This window comes from Cupriavidus sp. YAF13, assembly GCF_052113425.1.
Taxonomy (GTDB): domain Bacteria; phylum Pseudomonadota; class Gammaproteobacteria; order Burkholderiales; family Burkholderiaceae; genus Cupriavidus.
Window position 1 is genome coordinate 1 of sequence record NZ_JBFRDD010000033.1, and the last position, 18,978, is coordinate 18,978.

Here is an 18,978-nt window from a genome sequence, read left to right on the forward strand (position 1 = left end):
TACAACTTCACCGACGAAGAAGTCGAGTTCTTCGACCTGCATATCGTCTCCGATGAAATCCACGGCGAACGCGGCTACCAGATCGTGCTGGAACACGCCAACACCCCGGAGCTGCAGCAGCGCTGCCTCAAGATCTGCGAGATCGGCGCACAGATGCGCCTGCTCTACACCACCGCCCTCTATCACGACTACGTCGCACAGGAAATTCCCCTGCCTGAACTGGACATGGCCGCCTGAAGCGCCGCCAGGTCCAGCAATCACGCGCGGCCGGTGCGCATCCGCCCGGCCGCCCCTGACAGACCGCTTACGGAAACGTTGTATGCCTAAAGTCGTATTTCACAAGAACGGCCAGACCTTCGAGGACGAGGTCAAGCCCAGCACCAACCTGGTGGTGCGCGCCGGGATCAAGCAGTTTCCGTATCCAAACCTGCGCTACGAGTGCGGCATGGGCAAGTGTTCCAAATGCGCGTGCCGCGTGATCGCCGGCGCCGAGCACCTGCCGCCGCCAAACTGGAAGGAGAAGAAGCAGCTCGGAGAGCGGCTGGCGCAAGGCTATCGCCTGACCTGCCAGATCTGGCTGGAGCATGACATCGAGCTGATCCAGGACGAACTGCCAGTGCAAAGCGCAGCTGCCGCCAGCGGCGGGGCCCATGCCGCGCAAGCCAGCGTCCCGGGCAACGCGCAGTAATCCATCAGCATCCGTCAAGCGGCGCACTCATGTACGTAATACTCAGCAGCAAGCCGGGGCAGTTTCGCACCGAACTGGTCGAGGGGCTGGTGGCCGTCGAGGCTTACGACTATCTCTTCTACGGCCGCAGGACGGCGCACTTCGTCATCGCCGAAATAGCGCACCCGGTGAAGGTGAAGGTCGTGGAGGAGTTCAGCGAAGACGTCGATGCCGCGAGCCGCCCCGCCCCCACCATCAACTACGTGCCCTCCAAGTTCCTCGAGCAGTTCGACACGCTGCAGGGCGCACGCGACGAGCTCACGCGCCTGGCCACCTTCGGCAGCATGGACATCACGCTGGTCAAGCGTGATGTCCATGCGCGCGACTGGCGAGCAACCGACTGAATCCACCGAGTATGACCGGCACAGCGCCGGGCAGCCCCCTCATGCCATCGGACCGTTTCCATGATTGAAATCACCTTTGTCAGCAACGACGGCAAGGTCGTCAGCGCCCCCGAGAACAGCAACCTGCTGCGCGTTTCCCTGCGCGAGAAAGGCGGCATCCCCTTCAAGTGCGGCGGCGGCCTGTGTGGCACCTGCAAGTGCAAGATCGAGCGCGGGCTCGAGTTCACCGACGCCATCAAGCCAAAAGAGCGCAAGCACCTGTCGGAGGCGCAATTTGGCGAGGGCTACCGCATGGCCTGCCAGACCTTCGTCACCGGCGACATCGCCGTGTCCTGGGAGGCCCAGGCGAGCCCGGCCAAGGTTGCCGTTCCGGTTGCCGGGACGGTGGCCGACTAGGCCCGCGGCGCCAGGCCAGCTACGACGCCGCTTCGGCGCAGACCGGCAGGCCTGGCGGCATCGACGGCGTGCGCGGTGGTCTGGAGGCGCTGCATTGCCGCTCACGCACGCCATTGTGTCAAACCCGATTGATCCGAATCTCCTGGAGCGCCACGCATGACAACCACAGCTTGCGCCAGCCGTGCCAACACCGCCGAGGGCGTGCGCGCGCCGCACTGCATGGTCGCCACAGGCCACCCGCTCGCTGCCGAGGCCGCGCTTCAGGTGCTGCGTGAAGGTGGCAGCGCCATTGACGCGGCGCTCGCGGCCGATGCCATCCTGGGCGTGGTGGAGCCGATGGCAACAGGCATCGGCGGCGACATGCTGGCGATGATCGTCGAGCCCGACGGCCACGCAGTCAGCTACAACGGCACCGGGCGGGCGCCGGCAGCGTTCCCCATGCACGCGCTGGCGGCCCTGCCCGGGCAGCGCATCCCCGAGCGCCACGCCCTCTCGCTGACCACGCCTGGCGCGGTGCGCGGCTGGGAGGACCTGCACCGCCGCTACGGCCGGCTGGCATGGAAACGGCTGTTCACGCCCGCCATTGCGCTAGCGCGCGACGGCTTTGCGGTAGCGCCGGTAGCCGCGCGGGAATGGGCGCTGTTCGACCGCGTGCTGCACCAGGACCCGGTCTGCGCCGCGCTCTATCGCGCCGGGCGGCCGCCGGCAGCCGGCGAGACCTTGCGCAACCCTGAGCTGGCCGCCACGCTGACCGCCATCGCCGCCGAGGGAGCCGATGCCTACTACCTCGGCCAGCCCGCCCAGGCCGCCGAAACAGCCAGCCGCAACGCAGGTGGCGCGCTGGCTGCCGTGGACTTCGCCGCCCACCGGGGCGATTTCTGCACGCCCGTCTCCACGGATTTCCGCGGACTGACCGTGCTGGAATGCCCGCCCAATACGCACGGCGTGGCCATCCTGCACGCGCTGGATGAACTCGGCGGACTCGATCCTGCCATGCTGTCCGAGGACGATCCCGCGGCCGTGCTGCGCACGGTGCGGGCCATGGGCCGCGCCATGCAATACGCCAAGGAAACCGTGGCAGACCCGGCCGGCAACACGGTATGCACCGTGGTGGTGGACCGCGACGGCCTGGCGGTCACGCTGATGACCAGCATCTTCAAGCGCTTCGGCTCGGGCATCGCCGTGCCCGGCTGCGGCTTTGTGCTGCAGAACCGCGGCTTCGGCTTTGCCGGGCCTGGCCATATCAACAGCCCCGCTCCGGCCAAGCGCCCGTATCACACCGTGGTGCCTGGCGCGGCCCTGCGCGGCGGGCGCTTCCACGCGGGCTTCGGCGTGGTGGGCGGGCTGATGCAGCCGCAAGGCCAGTTGCAGTTGCTGGTAAGGCTGGCGGCCTGGCAGCAACCCCTGCAAGCCGCGCTGGATGCCCCGCGCTGGCGGCTGGAATCCGATACCGCCCTGGCCATCGAAGCCGGCATGCCACTGGCCATCGTGCAAGCCCTGCGCGATGCTGGCTACAGCGATCCCGCCGGCCTTGGCGAACTAGGCGGGCGCAGCGATTTCGGCGGCGCCCAGATCGTCATGCGCAGTGCATGTGGCGACCTGCTCGGCGCATCGGACAAACGCAAGGACGGCATCGCGCTGGGCGAGTAGGCCTTGCCAGTCCTCTCCACAATCCATCCCAACCCGCTGGACTCCCACCGGTGACCCTGAAGATCTACGGCATCCCCGCCTCGCCACTGCGTTCACCGCGGCAGCCCCAGACAGAGACGCCGCCAAGTCTCAATGAAGTGGTTCGTCTGGTGGCCAGGCGCAGCGGTTTCCTCGCTCGCAAGGGTGATGGCGAACCGGGGGTCAAGACAATCTGGCGGGGCTTGCAACGCATCATGGACTTCGCCGCCGGCATCAAGTACGCCCGGGAAATTGGTCACGAGTGATTTGTGTGTAATCCAATTTCCCCCAGGGGAGTGCCCCACGCTTATCCGTCACTTCTCCTTTACGGGGTTCGCGCCAAGGCAACAGGGATTTGGGCAGCCTGGAACGAACTCTATAATTAAGGTCGATGGCGTGATCTTGGTGTAAAAGAAGTTCTCAGGCTTATATACCTGCGTGCCAGCAGAAACAATACTATTCTCGTCCTCACCCGCCGCAACAAGAAAGTCTTTTAACCATTTCGTTCTGCGCTCGGCGGAGTCCCCAGGTTGGCTGGCATTTTTTACATAAGATGAAATTACAAACAAATCATGATTCGAGTAGTCATTTTGCAAGCTTTTAACCCATGTTGCGAGATTTCCCGCCTCAGTGCCACTCAGTTGGTCAGCGGTATCCGAGAAGTTTGCATTAAAATGTTGTTCTGGCTTACAAGCAAAAGCTCTATCGATCGCGAGCAAAAGCACCAAAAGCGTCAGGAATCGCGCCATGAACGACAATGTATCCCGCCACATTGTCGGCATTTTTAATACACAGAGGCGAATCTTTTCTGGCATATGCAATTGCATTCCAAAGGCTGTAGTATTCATCCGTAGTATCCATTGTGTCTTGGAAATGCGAGACCTCATGGGCGATTGTTAACAATTTTGAATCTTGCCTATCGTCATCATTTTGTATTTCACAGAAACGTAATGCCACCGCGATGGTGTGTGTTCTCACATCTGGCTTGCAGACTGCGGCCAATAGCTGGCGCCGCTCTGCCCCAGGCTTGGCGACGCACCCAACATACTCAAGGGCGGTCTCAGAGTAGCGGACGAAATTCGAAGGGGTCAGAGTTTCAAAAACGGCCTTCATCCGTCCCAGCCCTTTCACCAGCACTTGCCTCATATTGTCGTTTGCCATGCCAAACCACGTCGCAACGTTCCTTTGATCCTGGACGTTCCACCGCTGCAGTTCCGACAGCCGGATCTCGGTGCGCTTTACAAGCTCTGCGCAGAGATGCATCGCCATAGACGCAAACGCCTCATTGGTCATGTTTGGACAGATACGCGTCTTGTCCTCCGCGAACGTCCTTTCTTGCGGGTCCGCCACCAGCTTACTTGACATATCTGGCGTAATGGCCCCGAACGTATCGGCCGGAGCAGTAAATCGCCCTCCGCGATTTACTGCGATGGTAAAGCTATTCTGCGATGGGATAACGTATGGCTTGTTGTGGCACCTACAGTGGACGCGAGCACCCTCAACGAGGATTGACTTGTCCATCACAACAAAGCTTGGCTCGCAATTGTTGAATACGGGCCCGCCAACCTTGCATGCCGGGCAAGTAGCAAAATCCCCTTGCACTGCTACCCTCGTGCCGTGGTGCGTCATCGTTTCGCCCGACCCGATAAGTACGCCTCCGGAACTCGTTTTGTTCCCGTTCAATAGTGCGCATCGCATATCAGACATTCGCAGTGTCCCCTTGTTGTCCGCTGTTTTCTGCGCCTTGATGGAACACATCAATGGGTAGAAAGTGCCATTGAGCCGCCTCGGGGTCGTAGATTGCCATCTGGTTTATTTCCTGATCCACGCCCACGGTTCCAGGAATCCGTTGGATAGCGAGGGCCACGGCTTGCTGACGTCGTCTCTCATCCGATATGAGAAAGGTTTCATGCGATTCGGTATGCGCAAATAGCCCAGCCTTCTCGCGCATGCGGTCATAGGCGGCTAAGTCGCTCTTATCGATTTTTAGATCAATTGCAGCCATTCCCTCCGGCGTGACCGCAGACGTTGAGAAGCCATAGAGACTCGCGAGGCTTCCCTTGCGTCGCATCACCAACTGACCATCATGAGCAGCCCAACCACAATGCAGGAATGTGTGAAACTGGCCACTGTTATTCCGAATAAGTTCACGAGGATCGAATTCCACCGCATGGATCGGATGAAATGACTCGCCAGGCTTCGAGATGAATGTCGCGTTTAGATAGGCATCAAAGAGAGAAAGGTGAACAGCGAGCCCATCCCCTCGCGCTGGATTATCACCATCGACGTACTCACAGGATGCCCGACAGTAGTTAGGCTCGCCATCCCTGGGCTGATAGCTGATGAGGACATACAAGTCCGGTTCCGTATGGAGGACGTGCCCACACGCCCGAGGCGGTTTACGTTGTTGAACCAAGCGATATCCTTTCGAGTGTAATTCCGATTCCGATAATGTATAACCAAAAAAATGGAAATAATCTTTAGGACAAGTACGAAAAAGTGTAAAGAATTGTCGCAAAATTCGCCGGGTCCACTAAGAACACTGCATTACGCACAAGTCGTGACTAGCAGATATAAAATCAGATAAATATCGGAAAATTCTTATTTTTTTGATGGGAAAATGCAAATTTAAGACCCGCCGGACCCGTGGCCGCGCGTTCAGCGCGTTACCCCGAGACCAAAAACGGCTGCGGGAATGGCAACGCTCCAATCGCAATGCTCCCCCTCGCGTGGCGCGCATGCACTGGGGGAGAAGCAACGGACCGGGGGTAGGTATTTGGGCTTTATCTGGAGCACAAGCTTGCGCCACACCGGTCTGTGGAACGGCAAGCGGACGCAGGATGCACATATCCAGCACACCACGCAATCGGCGCAGCAAAGCCGCCTGCTGCTGCAACCGCAGCGCAACCCGGCGCTGGTCGAAGACGCACCGGCTGGCGTATCTGGACGCGCGGGCTTCACCTGCGTGGGGGAATGGCATCAGTGCTGCGTGAAGCGGCCGGCGGCGCTGCGGGCCTTTGCGATGCGGCAGAAGGCGGTTTAGAGCGGCATGGCAGCGCGCATCATTCAAGCGCGACAGCGATCCGCGCTCGCGGGCAAGGTTGGCGTACGCGCATCTTGACGGCTCTCAAGAGCCTCGAACGATGCGCGGGGTTCTCGACAAGGATCGTGCGAGTAGGCCTTGCCGGCGTTGCCCAAGCCCTACAGCGGAAACCGCTGCATGTAATACGCCTGCCACTCATGCAGGTGCTCCTGCATGGCGCGGCTGGCGGCGTCGCCATCGCGCGCGGCCAGTGCGTCGAGGATCTTGCGGTGCTCGGCCAGCGCCTGCGGAATCAGCTCGGCACGCATGCGCAGCTGGTTGAGGCCGTGGTGCAGCAGGCGGTAGCGCAGGATGTCCTCGCGCAGGCGCTTGCTGCCACAGGCGTCTGCGATGGCCAGATGGAAGTTGTCGTCGAAATCGGCCCAGCGCACCAGTGCCTCGGCATCGTCGCCGCTGGCGGCGGCGCCGGCATCCATGGCGTCGGCCGCGTCGGACAGCGCCTTGAGCGTGACGCGGTCCAGCTGCGCGGCGGCAATGCGAGCCGCCTCGCTCTCCAGCAGCTTGCGCATATCGAACACCTCGCGGATATCTTCGCGCGAGAAGCGCGCCACCACCGGGCGCCGGTTTGCCTCCTGGGTGATGAGCCCATCCTTGACCAGTTCGCGAATCGCCGTGTGTACCGGCGTGCGGCTGACGCCGAGCTCCTGCGCGAGCCGGATTTCGTTGACCACCGCCCCCGGCTTTAGCTGCCCGCTGATGATGGCCGACAACATGGCCTGGTAGACCCGTTGCGAAAGCGGCTGGTCGTCCTGATCCAGCGGGAGCGCGGGCAATTCCTGTGACATCTCTGCGATCGACATTTCTGGTGGGAAGAAGGCCCGGCATCGCCGCCCTTTGCGGGCGGTTGGACCGGGCTGGCGAAAGCATTATGCAGCAAAGGCCCGTGACTGCGCATTTTTCGTCAGTTGAATGCCAAACCAAATAATTGCATGTATTTTTTTGATTCGGCGTGTAATATCGACCGCACGCCGAGATTCGTCGCGCTGAGACAGCAATTAAAGTGTGTTAAACGTCATATGTCAGTGTGATACGGCAAACCAGCAAGCGAGGCAGGCAGGGGCGCAGGAGACACCATCCCCCATGCCGTCCCCTTGATTCAACAAGCTCAAACCCATGCCAACAGCCGTGCCCCCACCAAGGTTCGCCGCCGTGCGCATCGTTGCCGACGATCTTTCCGGCGCGTGCGACAGCGTGGCGGCATTCGCCGGCRATGGCAGTGGCGAGGTGCGGATGCGCCCGCAAGGTGCGGCTGCCGGTGCAGCTTGCGCGGCACTGGCGGGGCGGATCCAGGCGCTCGATGCCCACTCGCGGGCACGCCCCGCCGCCGAGGCCGCGCAGGTGTTCGCCCAGGCCTTTGCCGATGGCTTCGGCCCGCGTGCGCTGGATAACGCAGCGGCAATGGACTGCCTGCATTTCCACAAGCTCGACTCCACGCTGCGCGGCCATATCGGCGCCGAGCTGATAGCGGCGCGCAACGCCGTTGGGGCCGCTGGCCCGATCTGGGTGTGCCCGGCGTTTCCGGCGCAGGGCCGCACGCTGCGCGAAGGCCAGGCTTACCTGGATGGCAAGCCGCTGTCAGGCACCAGGCTGTGGTCCACGCTGGGCCTCGCCAGCGATCACCTGCCGACGCTGCTCCGCGCGGCCGGCCTGCGGGTCAGCGTGCTGACGCTGCCGGCCTTGCGGGCACTGGGCACCACCGGTACGGCACCACTTGGCCTGGATCACGCATGCGACGCACTCGTGTGCGATGCGCAAACCGACGACGATCTCGCGTTGCTGGCCACGCTGATTGCGTCCCGGCCCGGGCCCGTGCTGGCCGCTGGCTCCGCCGGGCTCGCGCGGCAACTGGCCGCGCATGTGGCGATGGCACCCGCGGAAACTAATCCCGACACCATCCGCGCAGCAGGCGCGAGGGCGCCGGCATCCACTGGCCGGCTCGCTGTCATCGGCAGCATGTCGGTGCTTGCCGCCGAACAGGTCCAGGCGCTGTCCGCCACCTGCCTGCCGGTGCCCTGCTCGCCGCGCCTGCTGGTTGACGGCGCGGCATCCACCGCGTGGCGCGCGCAGCGCCAGCGCGCCGCTAACGCGCTGGCGCTGGGCCGCGATGTGGTGATCCACGTCGAAGGCCCGGCCGACCCGGCGTTGGACGGCAGCACCTTGTGCGCCGCGCTGGCCCGCTTTGCCGCCCCGATGGCGCAGGTGGCGGCTGGGCTGGTGCTGTCTGGCGGGGAAAGCGCGCGCGCCGTGCTGGAAATGCTGGGCGTAAGCCAGCTCACCAACGTGCGCGCACTGGTGCCCGGCGTGACCAGCGCCCGCGCGCAGCTGCGCAACGCAACGGGTGCGGCTGGCGCGGCTGGCTTCGATCACGACAACCATACCGTGCCGGTCTGCATCAAGGCCGGCGCCTTTGGCCAGCGCGACACGCTGCTGGCCTGCATGGCGCACCTGCGCCAGACCACCGCGCCGGCGTCTCCTGCCGATGCCATGCGCGCCAGCCCCACGCATCCGGAGCAGGCCAGCCCTGCCACCCCCCGCCTCAGCGAGCCCTCCATGTATCGACCGAGAATTGCCATCACCATGGGAGACGCCGCCGGCGTCGGCCCCGAGATCATCGTCAAATGCCTGTCCGACGGCACGCTCTATGCGCAATGCCAGCCTTTCGTGGTGGGCGACGCCGCGCGCCTGGAAGACGCCTGCCGCCGCACCGGCACCGCGCTGCGCATCGCGCGAGTGACCGACCCCGGCGAAGCCACGTTCGAGCCCGGCACCCTCGCCTGCATCGACCTGGCGCTGATCCCCGCCGACACGCCTTACGGCAAGGTCTCGGCCACCTGCGGCGATGCCGCCTACCGCTATATCGCGCGCGCAGTCGAACTCGTGCAGGCCGGCAAAGTCGATGCGATCTGCACCGCGCCGCTCAACAAGGAGGCCCTGCACCTGGGCGGCCACCGCTACCCCGGCCACACCGAAATGCTGGCCGCGCTCACCGGCACCGAGGAAGTCTCGATGATGCTGCTGGCGCCGAACCTGCGGGTGATCCATGTCACCACGCACATCGGCATCCTGGATGCGGTGGAGAAGATCAATGCTGGCCTGGTCGAGCGCACCATCGCGCGCGGCGTGCAAGCCTTGCAAAAGAGCGGCATCGCCCAGCCGCGCGTGGCGGTGTGCGGCATCAACCCGCACGCCGGCGAAAACGGCCTGTTCGGGCGCGGCGAGGAAGCCGAGAAGATCGCCCCCGCCGTGGCTGCCTGCCGTGCACGCGGTTGGCTGGTGGATGGCCCGCTGCCGGCCGACACCCTCTTCTACCGCGCCACCCGCGGCGACTTCGACCTGGTCGTGGCGATGTACCACGACCAGGGCCACGGGCCGGTCAAGGTGCTGGGGCTGGAAGCCGGCGTCAACGTCACCATCGGCCTGCCGGCGGTGCGTACCTCGGTGGACCACGGCACCGCGTTCGACATTGCCGGCAAGGGCGTGGCCGATCCGCGCAGCATGACCGAAGCCATGCTGCAGGCGATTGCGATGGCGCCAAAGCCGCCGCAAGCCGCCTGAAAAACCCGAAAACGAAGAAGGAGACAACCATGCTGCGCAAATGGATCACCCTGCTGGCGGCCGCATCGCTCACCGCGCTGGCGCCGCCGGCCAGCGCCGATGGCCCCGCGCCCTGGCCGCAGCGCCCGGTGCGCGTGGTGGTGCCCTATGCGCCGGGCGGTGCCTCCGACGTGCTGGCCCGCCTGCTTGGCAGCAAGCTGCAGGAGACCTGGAAACAGCCCGTGGTGGTGGAGAACCGCACCGGCGCCGGCGGCAATATCGGCACCGACAACGTCGCCAAGAGCGCGCCCGACGGCTACACCCTGCTGCTGGGCGACCTGTCCAACTTCGTGATCGCGCCGGTGGCCTACAAGAACCTGCCGTACGACGTGATCAAGGATTTCAGCGCGGTGGTCACGCTGACCTACTCGCCCTACATGCTGCTGGTCTCGCCGCAGACCAAGGCGAACTCGCTCAAGGAGCTGGTGGACTACGCCCGCGCGCATCCGGGCAAGCTCAACTGGGCCACCACCGGCATCGGCAGCGGCCCGCACCTGGCCGGCCTGCAGTTTGCCCGCAAGCTCGGCATCGACTGGCTCTACCTGCCCAACAAGGGCGGCGCGCAAGCCAATGTGGACGTGATGGGCGGCCAGGCCGACCTGATGTTCAACAGCATGGTGGCCAGCGCCTCCTATGTGCGCGGCGGCAAGCTGCGCGTGCTGGCCTTCACCAGCCGCGAGCGCAATCCCGAGTGGCCTAACGTGCCGACCGTGGCAGAGGCCGTGCCGGGCTTTACCGCCGGCGGCTGGCAGGGCATGCTCGCGCCCGCCGGCACCCCGCCCGAGGTGATCCGCAAGATCAACGCCGATGTGGTGCGCATCCTGCAGCAGCCCGAGATCCGCCAGCGCCTGGCGCAGCTCGGCGCGGAGCCGGTCGGCAATACGCCCGAAGCCACGCAGGCGTTTATCCGCGAAGAGAAAACACGCTGGGCCGACCTGATCCGCGAGAGCGGCCTGAAGCTGGACATGTGAGCGCCCCCGCGCACCCGCACGCCAGCACGCCAGTACATGGCCGCACCTTCAACAACCGAACCCCCGGAGACATTCCATGCAACTTCCCGTCAACGCCTTCAAGCAAGCCATCCTCGCCGACCAGCCGCAGATTGGCCTGTGGTGCTCGCTGTCTTCCTACCAGGTGGTGGAACTGGTGGCGCGCTCGCAGTTCGACTGGCTGCTGCTCGATATGGAGCATGCCCCCAATGACATCTCCACCCTGCACACGCAATTGATGGCCACCGAAGGCACCAAGAGCCATCCCGTGGTGCGCCCGCCCTGGAACGACATGCTGTGGATCAAGCGTTGCCTGGACATCGGCGCGCAAACGCTGCTGCTGCCCTATGTGCAAAACGCGGAGGAAGCCGCCAACGCCGTGGCATGGAGCCGTTTTCCCAAGGGCGGCATGCGCGGCGTGGCCAGCGGCACGCGCGCCGGCGGCTTTGGCCGCATCAAGGATTTCCTGCATAACGTGCAGGAGCAGACCTGCGTGCTGGTGCAGCTCGAATCGATGGAAGCCATCCGCAACGTCGACGCGATCTGCGCGCTGGACGGCGTGGACGGTGTGTTTATCGGCCCGAGCGATCTCTCCGCCGACATGAACCACCTCGGCGACATCCAGCATCCCGAGGTGCAGGAAACCATCGCCGCCGCGATCCGCCGCATCCGCGCCAACGGCAAGGCCGCCGGCATCCTCACCACCGAAGCGCAGGGCCAGCAGTACATCGACATGGGCGCGCGCTTTGTCGCCGTGGGCACCGACATGACCCTGTTGCGCCTGGCCACCGACGCGCTGGCGGCGCGCTTCAAGCAGGCGCAATAAGCCGCAGTAAGCCGCAGTAAGCCGCAACCGGCCACAACTGGCCCGCATCGCATTTATTTCTCTCCTGGAAGATTCGAGATGTCTCACTTCAAGATGCAATACCGGCGCCTGGGCGCCAGCAACCTGCAGGTGTCCGCCCTGTGCCTGGGCACCATGATGTTTGGCGACCAGACCGACGAGGCCGAGGCCGGCCGCATCGTCGACAGCGCCCGCGCGCATGGCGTCAATTTCATCGATACCGCCGACATGTACAGCCTGGGCGGATCGGAAACGATGGTGGGCAAGCTGCTGGCGGGCGATCGCCAGGACTGGGTCCTGGCCAGCAAGCTGGGCAACCCGATGCAGGCTGCCCCCAACCACTCGCACTACTCGCGCGTCTGGATCATGCGCGCCGTGGAAGACAGCCTGCGCCGCCTGGCCACGGACTATCTCGACATCCTCTACCTGCACCGCGACTACGCCGGCGAGAACCTCGAAGAAGCCGTGCGCGCCATGGGCGACCTGATCCGCGCCGGCAAGATCCGCTACTGGGCCGTGTCGAACTTCCGCGGCTGGCGCATCGCTGAGATCGCGCGCCTGTGCGACACGCTCAACGTGCCCCRCCCGGCGGTCTGCCAGCCTTACTACAACCTGCTCAACCGCATGCCCGAAGTGGAGATCCTGCCGGCCTGCGAGCATTTCGGGCTGGGCGTGGTGTCCTACAGCCCGATCGCGCGTGGCGTGCTGACGGGCAAGTACCTGCCCGGCCAGCAACCGCCGCAGGACTCGCGCGCCGGCCGCGCGGACCGCCGCATGATGGAGACCGAGTTCCGCGAGGAGTCGCTGGTGATCGCGCAGACGCTGAAGCAGCATGCGCAGGCGCGCGAGCTCAAGCTGGGCCAGTTCGCCACCGCCTGGGTGCTCGCCAACCCCATCATCAGTTCGGTGATTGCCGGGCCGCGCACGCTGGCCCAGTTCGAGGACTACTTCGGCGCCGTGGGCGTGGAGATCTCGCCGCAAGAGGAAGCCATGATCGACGCCCTGGTGCGCCCCGGCCACGCGTCCACGCCGGGCTACAGCGACCCCAGCTATCCGCTCACGGGGCGGCCGGTGGTGGTCTCGGAAAGCTGATTCCATCGGGCACTGGCTAAAACGAGAAGCGCAAAAAGCGCAGAAAGCACGAAAAGACAGACCTAACCCACCCTGGCAACGGGGGAGGAGACAAGATGACTGCAAGACGATTTCCCGCGTTGGCGGCAGCCGCGCTGGCCATGGCCGCCACCGCCCTCGCTGTGGTGCCGGCCGCCGCCCGCGCCGATGACTACCCCAACCGCCCGATCAAGCTGATCGTGCCCTTCCCGCCCGGGGGCGGCAACGACAATGTGGCGCGTCCGATCGCCCAGAAACTGTCCGACGCGCTCGGCCAGCAGGTGATCATCGACAACCGCCCCGGCGCCGGCACCATGATCGGCGCGGAAGCCGCGGCCCATGCCGCGCCGGACGGCTACACGCTGTTCCTCGGCTCGATTGCCTCGCACGCCATCAGCCCCAACCTGTATGCGCGGGTGCCCTACGATCCGATCAAGGATTTCGAGCCGGTGTCGCTGCTGGCGTCGGCGCCAACGCTGCTGGTGGTCAACACGCATACGCCCTACAAGACCTTGAAGGATGTGCTGGCGGCCGCCAAGGCCAACCCCGGCAAGCTGACTTACGGCTCCGCCGGCAGCGGCACGCCGCCGCACCTGTCCGGCGAGATCTTTCGCGGCCAGGCCGGGATCGACTTGCTGCATGTGCCCTACAAGGGAGGATCGGGGCTGCTGCCTGATGTGATCGCGGGCCGGGTCGACATGATCTTCGATACCGCGGCATCCGCCATGCCCCACGTGCGCAGCGGCAACCTGCGCGCCATCGCCATTGCCCGCGCAACGCGCCAGCCGGACCTGCCGGATGTACCCACCTTTGCCGAACAGGGGTTTCCCAAGTTCCAGACCTCAGGCTGGTACGGCATCCTGGCACCAGCCAGGACGCCCAAGCCGGTGATCGACAAACTCTACGCCGCGTTGCAGAAGGCCATGGTGCAGCCGGAGGTGACAAGCCGGCTGAAGACGCTCGGGGTGGATCCCATCGTCAGCAACCCGCAGGAGTTCGGCACCTTTATCCGCGCGGAGCTGGACAAGTACAAGCAGGTGATCCGCCAGGCGGACATCAAGGAATGACTGCGTAATCGCATGCAGGCATAGACACAAGCACAAACACAAACCCGCAAAGGCTGCCTAGGCGGCAGCCTTTTGCACGTCCTTTCTTTCTTCCCTCCGCGCTTCCCTTCTCTCTTCCTTGCGCCCTTCCTTGCGCCGCCCATACCAGCCGCCAATCACCAGCAGCAGCGCCACGGCCACGATATCGCCGCCCAGCGCGATCGGCCGCGACGGCCGGCCGCCGGCAATGCCATAGGTAAAGCCCTCGATCACCACCGACACCACGGCGCCAAAGACAAAGCAGAACAAGCTATGGCGGCCAATCTGCACCACCGGCCCCATCACCGACGCCAGCCGCGCTACCCAGCCCGCGCGGACAGCCAGATAGCACAGCCAGGCCAGCCCGAGGAAGCTCACGATGCGCAGCGCCGCCAGGCTCTTCTTGGGCAGCGGGAAGACCATGGTCGGCAGCCAGGCGGGCAGCCATGGCTCGTACACATGCGGACGCATCCACAGGTAAGCCAGCAGCACGCCGGCCAGCGTCACCGCCACGGCGAGCACCGTCACCATCCAGCGCATCAGCGCCTGGCGCGGCAGGATCACATCGGGGCGCAGGCGCGCCATCAGGCCCAGCCCAAACAGCAGTTGCCATGCGAAGGGGTTGAAGCTCCAGCCGTTGCCATCGCTGCTGGGCAGCAGCGGCGTGAGCATCGGCGCCATCAGCCACAGCAGCCCGCTGGCGCCGACAAACGTCAGTGGCGCCGCGCGCGCCATGCGGATCGCCAGCGGCGCAAACAGGATGAAGACCGCGTACATCGGCAGCACGTCCGACACAAAAGGCTGCCGCGCCACGCTGAACACCTCGATCAGCGTGCTCAACGGATGCGCCATGAAGATCGGCGCCTCGGTGGACCGGATCGCGGGCGCCGGCACCTTGGCCAGCGCCAGCAACAGGCCGAACACCAGCATCAGCATGCCGGTCAGCACGAACGCCTTGTAGATCTCCCAGCTACGGCGGATCAGGCGGTTCTGCGCGGCGGAGGCACCGTGCCGCGCCTCCATGGCGACGTAGGCCGCCCCCGCCGAATAACCGGCCAGGAAGACGAAGATCTCCGCCGCATCGAAGAACGCGAAATTGCGGATGGTGTAATCGGCCAGCACGCTGCCGTTCACATGGTCAACCACGATGAAGATCAGCGCGATGCCGCGAATCAGGTCAACCTCAGTTCTGCGCTGGGTTTCGTTCATGGACAAAAGCAACTCCTGCAATACCTGGCAATCCGGGCGCCCCGACAAAGCGTCCGGATGTCTCCGAAGCCACTTATCAGTGGCCCCTGCTTATTCAATGTGAGCAAATCCGCACCCCGGGGTGGCGATCTGGCGCCCGGCAGGCTGCCGGCGCACCTTGGCTTTGTCCCGGATTTCCTGAAAAAGTGCGATGGGGTACGCTCGCGGCCCGAAGACGGCAAAACGCCCGGCAGCGCGACGCCCGGGCGTGATGATACGGCATACTGGGGATTACCCTAGGATGGCGTCACCAGGGATTGGAAAGGAAAAAGCAAACGGGCCTTGTTGCGGCCCCGGTCAGCGAATTCCTGGCACCCATTCGATGATGGGCGCCAGCGCGCAAGCACCCTGCCGCGGCACGCGCGCGCGGCAGGATGGCTGATGCCTACTGCGCCGTGGCACCTGACGACACGGCGGCGCTTGTGGCCGTCGTCATCTGCTCCATGAATAGCGCCGCGCGCAGTTTCGAGGTAGCAGCCCGCGTGCTCGCGTCCACCGACTTCATCAGGTTGCTATATTCCGGCGCGTCATCCCATTCGCCGGTCACGGGCGTGTTGACTGCCACCGGCTCGTACCATTGCAGCCGATTGGTACGCAGATCGATCAGCTGTCCCACCAGCGATACATAGCCCTGCGGCGCTCCCAGGGGCATGAACCCATAGTAGCTGCGCGACGTGCCCAGCCAGCGCGGCGCCACCAGCAGCAACCGATCCGCGCCATACTGCTTGGCCAAAGGCCGGTAGTCCATCTCCGCAATACCGTCGCCGGAACCTTCCGTGAACTTCTTCAACTGCTCCGTATCCACAGGAGCCGCCACCAGCACGACCTTGACCTGGCGGGACTCCAGCCCCTTCGCCAGCTCCTGCGGGAGCTCCTTTACCAGCGAGAAGTCTTGCCGCTGCAAACGCTCCACGATTGCCTGTGCATTGGCCTTGTTGATGGCGTAGTCAAGGATCCCCTGCGCCCCGATCATGCTCTGGTTAGGTTCTGGCAGCTTTTGCACTGCCACCGCGACCGTGCTCATCCGATCATCAAAGAGCTTCGCGGAAGCAGGAATTGGCTTCTGCACGACCGCACAACCAGCCAACGAACACAACGCCAGGAACAGCCCGGCAAGACGGATACGACCCATGATTCTCCTGTTTTATCTCAGCCACAACTTACGAGGTTGGTGACAAGGTGCCAAGCTGATGCGCCACGCCGCCGGCCCCGTTGCACCGCTTGGATAACGGCGGGAAATCCGCTGCCCTATACCCCACCGAAGTCTGGCTTGACGGCGTCCGCGCTCAATCGAGCTGATTTCCATTCACATGGTTTCGTAAACGACCGAGACATTTAGCGCTGCAGGTCTGGGTTTCTATTAATAAAATCAATTTATAAAAAGCAAAAAAATCACGAAAATTAAATTAATATTATTAATTGAATTAACTTCTATTTGCGAATGCCGGAGAAGAGCGGCGCAGTGCTTCCCTAACTAGCCGCAAGGGCGCTTGGTATTCCCCTGCGACCGCCCTCACCCAATCACCTCCCCCGCCAATTCCGCCTCCAGCCAGGCCCGGAACCGCTCCACCCCGGGCCGCACCACGCTGGACGTCACGATCTGATAGGTCGGCCCGTCAGCCACATGCTCTGGCAGCACCACCTGCAACTGCCCGCTCTTGAGCATCGGCAACACCATCGGCGTACGCCCAATCGCAATGCCCGCCTGCTGCGCGGCGGCATTCAGCACGTGCGCGTACTGCGAGAAGTACAGGCATGCCTGCTTGGACGAGCGCATCAGCCCGAGACGCTGATACCACTGCGTCCATGACATCCAGTCAAAGCGGGCGCCGGGGTCATGGAACACCAGCAGCGGCGTATCGAGTATCTGCCGGGCGTCGGCAATGCGCGCGGCCACGGCGGGCGCGGCGACCAGCATCAGGCGCTCTTGCAGCAGCGGGCGCGGACCGTCGGGGCCGGCGGGCTGCGTGTTGAGGCGGATGGCGAGGTCGATGCTGTCGCGCTCCAGGTTGAGCATGGGCTCGGAAGCGTCGATGCGCACGTCGATGCCGGGCTCGGCGGCCTGGAAGCGGGCAAGCTTGGGCACCAGCCAGAGCGACGCGAAGGACGGCGTGGTGGTGACGGCGATGGAAATGCGGTCAACGGCAAGCAGGCGGTCGATGGCCGCGCCGAGCTGGCCGATGGACAGGCGCGCCGCTTCGTAGAGCTGGCGGCCTTCCGGGGTCAGGCTCAGGCCTTTGCCGCCGCGCAGGAAGAGCGCGGTGCCGAGCACGTCTTCGAGGCTCTTGACCTGTTTGCTGACGGCGGACTGGGTGATGAAGAGTTCTTCGGCGGCGGCGGTGAAGCTGAGGTGGCGCGCGGCGGATTCGAAGCCACGCAGGGCTTCAAGCGACATGGCGCGCAACGCATTGGCGGAGGCTCGGCTCAGGATTGTCATGACAGCCAGGCATACCCCTCATGAAAAGGCTTCCGGGCAGGGTTGGCTGTTCCCCGCAAGAATACAAGCACCGTTGCAGAAATTGGCGGGCTAGCCAGGAGGCGATCGTGAGCACAAGACAAGGCAATTGGATCCTCGGCCCGGATGCGCTGCGGATCCCGCTCGGGTTGGGATCTTACCTGATCTGCGTAGAGGGCAGCGTGTGGCTCACGCAGCAGTCAGCCATGCTGGATGCGGCTTGCCGCGACACGGTACTGGCGAGCGGCGAGCGCTTTTGCGCCAGGCAGGAGGCCGTGGTCTTTGTCTCCGGTTTTCGCGGCCGCCCGGCGCGCATCGCCGTTCGGACAATCGACTAGCCATACCGGCCAGCCTTGCAACCAATCAGGACAACAAAACAACAAAACAACAAAACAACAACACAACAAGACAACCAGGACCCGCTGAAGATGAACAACCTATCCGACATGACCAACGCAAACGATTTGGTGTGCTACGAACGATCCGGCCAGCATGCATTGCTGGTGCTGAACCGCCCCGACAAGCTCAATGCCCTGAGCTACGCGCTGATCGACGCGCTGATGGCCCGGCTCGATGCGATCGAGGCAGATCCCGCCGTGCGCTGCGTGATCCTGACTGGCCGCGGCTCGCGGGCCTTCAGCGCGGGGGCCGACATTGCCGGCTTCGCGCCGGACATCGCGGCCTCCCCCGAGCAAGCGCAGCGCCGCTTCCTGCTGCAGGGACAAGCCATGACGCGGCGCATCGAAACGTTCCCGAAGCCGGTCATCGCTGCGGTCAATGGCCTGGCCTTCGGCGGTGGCTGCGAGATCGTGGAGGCTTGCAGCCTGGCCATCGCGGCCGGGCATGCCACCTTTGCCAAGCCTGAGATCAAGTTGGGCTTCCCGCCCACGTTTGGCGGCACACAGCGCCTGCCGCGTCACGTGGGCCGCAAGCGGGCAAACGAAATGATCCTTGCCGGCGAGGCCATCGATGCCGACAGCGCATTGCGGTTCGGCCTGCTCAACGAGGTGGTGAGCGCCGCCGACCTGCTGCCCGCCTGCCTGCGGCTGGCCGAGCGGATCGCGCGGCATTCCGCGATTGCGGTCACCGCGTCGCTGCGCGCGGTCACCCGCGGCATCAACCTGCCCATCGACGAGGGGCTGGCGGTGGAGGCGATGCAGTTCATGATCGCCGCGGCCTCGCAAGACGCGCGGGAAGGCACCAGCGCTTTCGTGGAGAAACGCCCCGCCGTGTTTCGCGGCGCGTGAGTATCGGGCGAGGCACCGGGGGCGTGTGCCTCGCCGCTCGCGCCTCACACATGCGGGACTGGCGCTGGCGGCTTGCAAGACATATATTGACCAGCACAAGCGCGCCCGCGCAGGCTAGCCGACCTTTCGCGAAAGGCGGCGGATAGCCGGGACGGCGTGGCGAAGGAG

At 64.4% G+C, this 18,978-nt stretch carries 19 protein-coding genes and 3 pseudogenes; 14 read left to right on the forward strand and 8 right to left on the reverse strand.

Annotated features, from left to right (window positions below; all coding sequences use genetic code 11):
• The 6 genes and pseudogenes from AB4061_RS24540 to AB4061_RS24565 all read left to right on the forward strand — a co-directional run.
• Positions 1–237 (forward strand): annotated as a pseudogene (locus AB4061_RS24540) (iron-containing redox enzyme family protein); the annotation flags it as partial.
• A gap of 82 nt (positions 238–319) precedes the next feature.
• Positions 320–688, forward strand: a complete 369-nt coding sequence (locus tag AB4061_RS24545) for a 2Fe-2S iron-sulfur cluster-binding protein (protein ID WP_441638361.1) — start codon at positions 320–322, stop codon at positions 686–688.
• Positions 689–717: 29 nt separating this feature from the next.
• Entirely contained in the window at positions 718–1,071 is a 354-nt protein-coding gene (locus AB4061_RS24550; protein ID WP_441638363.1) for a ferredoxin, read from the forward strand.
• 60 nt (positions 1,072–1,131) lie between these two features.
• Positions 1,132–1,467 carry a 2Fe-2S iron-sulfur cluster-binding protein gene (locus AB4061_RS24555; protein ID WP_441638365.1) on the forward strand — a complete coding sequence of 112 codons (336 nt, stop codon included), beginning with the start codon at positions 1,132–1,134 and terminating at the stop codon, positions 1,465–1,467.
• Between the two features lie 156 nt (positions 1,468–1,623).
• Entirely contained in the window at positions 1,624–3,117 is a 1,494-nt protein-coding gene (locus AB4061_RS24560) for a gamma-glutamyltransferase family protein (RefSeq protein ID WP_441638367.1), read from the forward strand.
• Between the two features lie 113 nt (positions 3,118–3,230).
• Positions 3,231–3,401: pseudogene (locus AB4061_RS24565) on the forward strand (IS4 family transposase); the annotation flags it as partial.
• A gap of 48 nt (positions 3,402–3,449) precedes the next feature.
• On the opposite strand, the gene AB4061_RS24570 reads toward AB4061_RS24565, so the two are convergent.
• The 4 genes and pseudogenes from AB4061_RS24570 to AB4061_RS24585 form a co-directional block, all read right to left on the reverse strand.
• Positions 3,450–3,884: a hypothetical protein gene (locus tag AB4061_RS24570; RefSeq protein ID WP_441638369.1), complete on the reverse strand. Its 435-nt coding sequence runs from the start codon at positions 3,882–3,884 to the stop codon at positions 3,450–3,452.
• Entirely contained in the window at positions 3,838–4,500 is a 663-nt protein-coding gene (locus AB4061_RS24575) for a M35 family metallo-endopeptidase (protein WP_441638541.1), read from the reverse strand. The genes AB4061_RS24570 and AB4061_RS24575 overlap by 47 nt, the downstream gene beginning before the upstream one ends.
• Before the next feature lie 120 nt (positions 4,501–4,620).
• Positions 4,621–4,893, reverse strand: a pseudogene (locus AB4061_RS24580) (PAAR domain-containing protein); the annotation flags it as partial.
• Complete coding sequence (locus AB4061_RS24585) at positions 4,835–5,491, reverse strand: hypothetical protein (protein WP_441638371.1); 657 nt, start codon at positions 5,489–5,491, stop codon at positions 4,835–4,837. The gene AB4061_RS24585 and the pseudogene AB4061_RS24580, both read right to left, overlap by 59 nt.
• Positions 5,492–5,935: 444 nt before the next feature.
• On the opposite strand from AB4061_RS24585, the gene AB4061_RS24590 reads away from it, so the two are divergent.
• The gene (locus AB4061_RS24590; RefSeq protein WP_441638373.1) at positions 5,936–6,178 is read left to right on the forward strand and encodes a hypothetical protein; all 243 of its coding nucleotides are present in this window, start codon (positions 5,936–5,938) and stop codon (positions 6,176–6,178) included.
• 158 nt (positions 6,179–6,336) lie between these two features.
• Here the strand turns inward: AB4061_RS24590 and AB4061_RS24595 are convergent, their stop codons facing one another.
• On the reverse strand, positions 6,337–7,023 hold the full coding sequence (locus tag AB4061_RS24595; protein WP_441638375.1) for a GntR family transcriptional regulator: 687 nt from the start codon (positions 7,021–7,023) through the stop codon (positions 6,337–6,339).
• Positions 7,024–7,351: 328 nt separating this feature from the next.
• Here AB4061_RS24595 and pdxA point away from each other — a divergent pair, with 328 nt between their 5' ends.
• From pdxA to AB4061_RS24620, 5 genes are all read left to right on the forward strand, one after another.
• On the forward strand, positions 7,352–9,793 hold the full coding sequence (gene pdxA / locus AB4061_RS24600) for a 4-hydroxythreonine-4-phosphate dehydrogenase PdxA (protein WP_441638377.1): 2,442 nt from the start codon (positions 7,352–7,354) through the stop codon (positions 9,791–9,793).
• Positions 9,794–9,822: 29 nt separating this feature from the next.
• Positions 9,823–10,803 carry a Bug family tripartite tricarboxylate transporter substrate binding protein gene (locus AB4061_RS24605; RefSeq protein WP_441638379.1) on the forward strand — a complete coding sequence of 327 codons (981 nt, stop codon included), beginning with the start codon at positions 9,823–9,825 and terminating at the stop codon, positions 10,801–10,803.
• A gap of 76 nt (positions 10,804–10,879) precedes the next feature.
• Positions 10,880–11,647 carry an HpcH/HpaI aldolase family protein gene (locus tag AB4061_RS24610; RefSeq protein ID WP_441638381.1) on the forward strand — a complete coding sequence of 256 codons (768 nt, stop codon included), beginning with the start codon at positions 10,880–10,882 and terminating at the stop codon, positions 11,645–11,647.
• Between the two features lie 78 nt (positions 11,648–11,725).
• Positions 11,726–12,757, forward strand: coding sequence for an aldo/keto reductase (locus AB4061_RS24615; protein WP_441638383.1), 1,032 nt, complete (start codon positions 11,726–11,728; stop codon positions 12,755–12,757).
• Between the two features lie 95 nt (positions 12,758–12,852).
• Positions 12,853–13,842: a Bug family tripartite tricarboxylate transporter substrate binding protein gene (locus AB4061_RS24620; protein WP_441638385.1), complete on the forward strand. Its 990-nt coding sequence runs from the start codon at positions 12,853–12,855 to the stop codon at positions 13,840–13,842.
• A gap of 57 nt (positions 13,843–13,899) precedes the next feature.
• Here the strand turns inward: AB4061_RS24620 and AB4061_RS24625 are convergent, their stop codons facing one another.
• The 3 genes from AB4061_RS24625 to AB4061_RS24635 all read right to left on the reverse strand — a co-directional run bounded on the left by AB4061_RS24625 (position 13,900) and on the right by AB4061_RS24635 (position 17,545).
• Positions 13,900–15,069: an OpgC domain-containing protein gene (locus tag AB4061_RS24625; protein ID WP_441638387.1), complete on the reverse strand. Its 1,170-nt coding sequence runs from the start codon at positions 15,067–15,069 to the stop codon at positions 13,900–13,902.
• 424 nt (positions 15,070–15,493) lie between these two features.
• A complete protein-coding gene (locus AB4061_RS24630; protein ID WP_441638389.1) occupies positions 15,494–16,240 on the reverse strand; it encodes a hypothetical protein in 747 nt (248 codons plus the stop codon).
• Positions 16,241–16,621: 381 nt separating this feature from the next.
• Positions 16,622–17,545, reverse strand: coding sequence for a LysR substrate-binding domain-containing protein (locus AB4061_RS24635; protein ID WP_441638391.1), 924 nt, complete (start codon positions 17,543–17,545; stop codon positions 16,622–16,624).
• Positions 17,546–17,652: 107 nt separating this feature from the next.
• Between AB4061_RS24635 and AB4061_RS24640 the strand changes: the two genes are divergently transcribed.
• Positions 17,653–17,901: a DUF2917 domain-containing protein gene (locus tag AB4061_RS24640; RefSeq protein ID WP_441638393.1), complete on the forward strand. Its 249-nt coding sequence runs from the start codon at positions 17,653–17,655 to the stop codon at positions 17,899–17,901.
• Between the two features lie 90 nt (positions 17,902–17,991).
• Positions 17,992–18,810 carry a crotonase/enoyl-CoA hydratase family protein gene (locus AB4061_RS24645; protein ID WP_441638395.1) on the forward strand — a complete coding sequence of 273 codons (819 nt, stop codon included), beginning with the start codon at positions 17,992–17,994 and terminating at the stop codon, positions 18,808–18,810.
• Positions 18,811–18,978: the final 168 nt, after the last annotated feature.

Coding starts and splice junctions, on each gene's coding strand:
- AB4061_RS24545 (WP_441638361.1), top strand. CDS start 320: ATGCCTAAAGTCGTATTTCACAAGAACGGCCAGACCTTCGAGGACGAG.
- AB4061_RS24610 (WP_441638381.1), top strand. CDS start 10,880: ATGCAACTTCCCGTCAACGCCTTCAAGCAAGCCATCCTCGCCGACCAG.
- AB4061_RS24555 (WP_441638365.1), top strand. CDS start 1,132: ATGATTGAAATCACCTTTGTCAGCAACGACGGCAAGGTCGTCAGCGCC.
- AB4061_RS24635 (WP_441638391.1), bottom strand. CDS start 17,545: ATGACAATCCTGAGCCGAGCCTCCGCCAATGCGTTGCGCGCCATGTCG.
- AB4061_RS24575 (WP_441638541.1), bottom strand. CDS start 4,500: ATGTCAAGTAAGCTGGTGGCGGACCCGCAAGAAAGGACGTTCGCGGAG.
- AB4061_RS24570 (WP_441638369.1), bottom strand. CDS start 3,884: ATGGCGCGATTCCTGACGCTTTTGGTGCTTTTGCTCGCGATCGATAGA.
- AB4061_RS24625 (WP_441638387.1), bottom strand. CDS start 15,069: ATGAACGAAACCCAGCGCAGAACTGAGGTTGACCTGATTCGCGGCATC.
- AB4061_RS24645 (WP_441638395.1), top strand. CDS start 17,992: ATGAACAACCTATCCGACATGACCAACGCAAACGATTTGGTGTGCTAC.
- AB4061_RS24605 (WP_441638379.1), top strand. CDS start 9,823: ATGCTGCGCAAATGGATCACCCTGCTGGCGGCCGCATCGCTCACCGCG.
- AB4061_RS24595 (WP_441638375.1), bottom strand. CDS start 7,023: ATGTCACAGGAATTGCCCGCGCTCCCGCTGGATCAGGACGACCAGCCG.
- AB4061_RS24550 (WP_441638363.1), top strand. CDS start 718: ATGTACGTAATACTCAGCAGCAAGCCGGGGCAGTTTCGCACCGAACTG.
- AB4061_RS24630 (WP_441638389.1), bottom strand. CDS start 16,240: ATGGGTCGTATCCGTCTTGCCGGGCTGTTCCTGGCGTTGTGTTCGTTG.
- AB4061_RS24620 (WP_441638385.1), top strand. CDS start 12,853: ATGACTGCAAGACGATTTCCCGCGTTGGCGGCAGCCGCGCTGGCCATG.
- AB4061_RS24560 (WP_441638367.1), top strand. CDS start 1,624: ATGACAACCACAGCTTGCGCCAGCCGTGCCAACACCGCCGAGGGCGTG.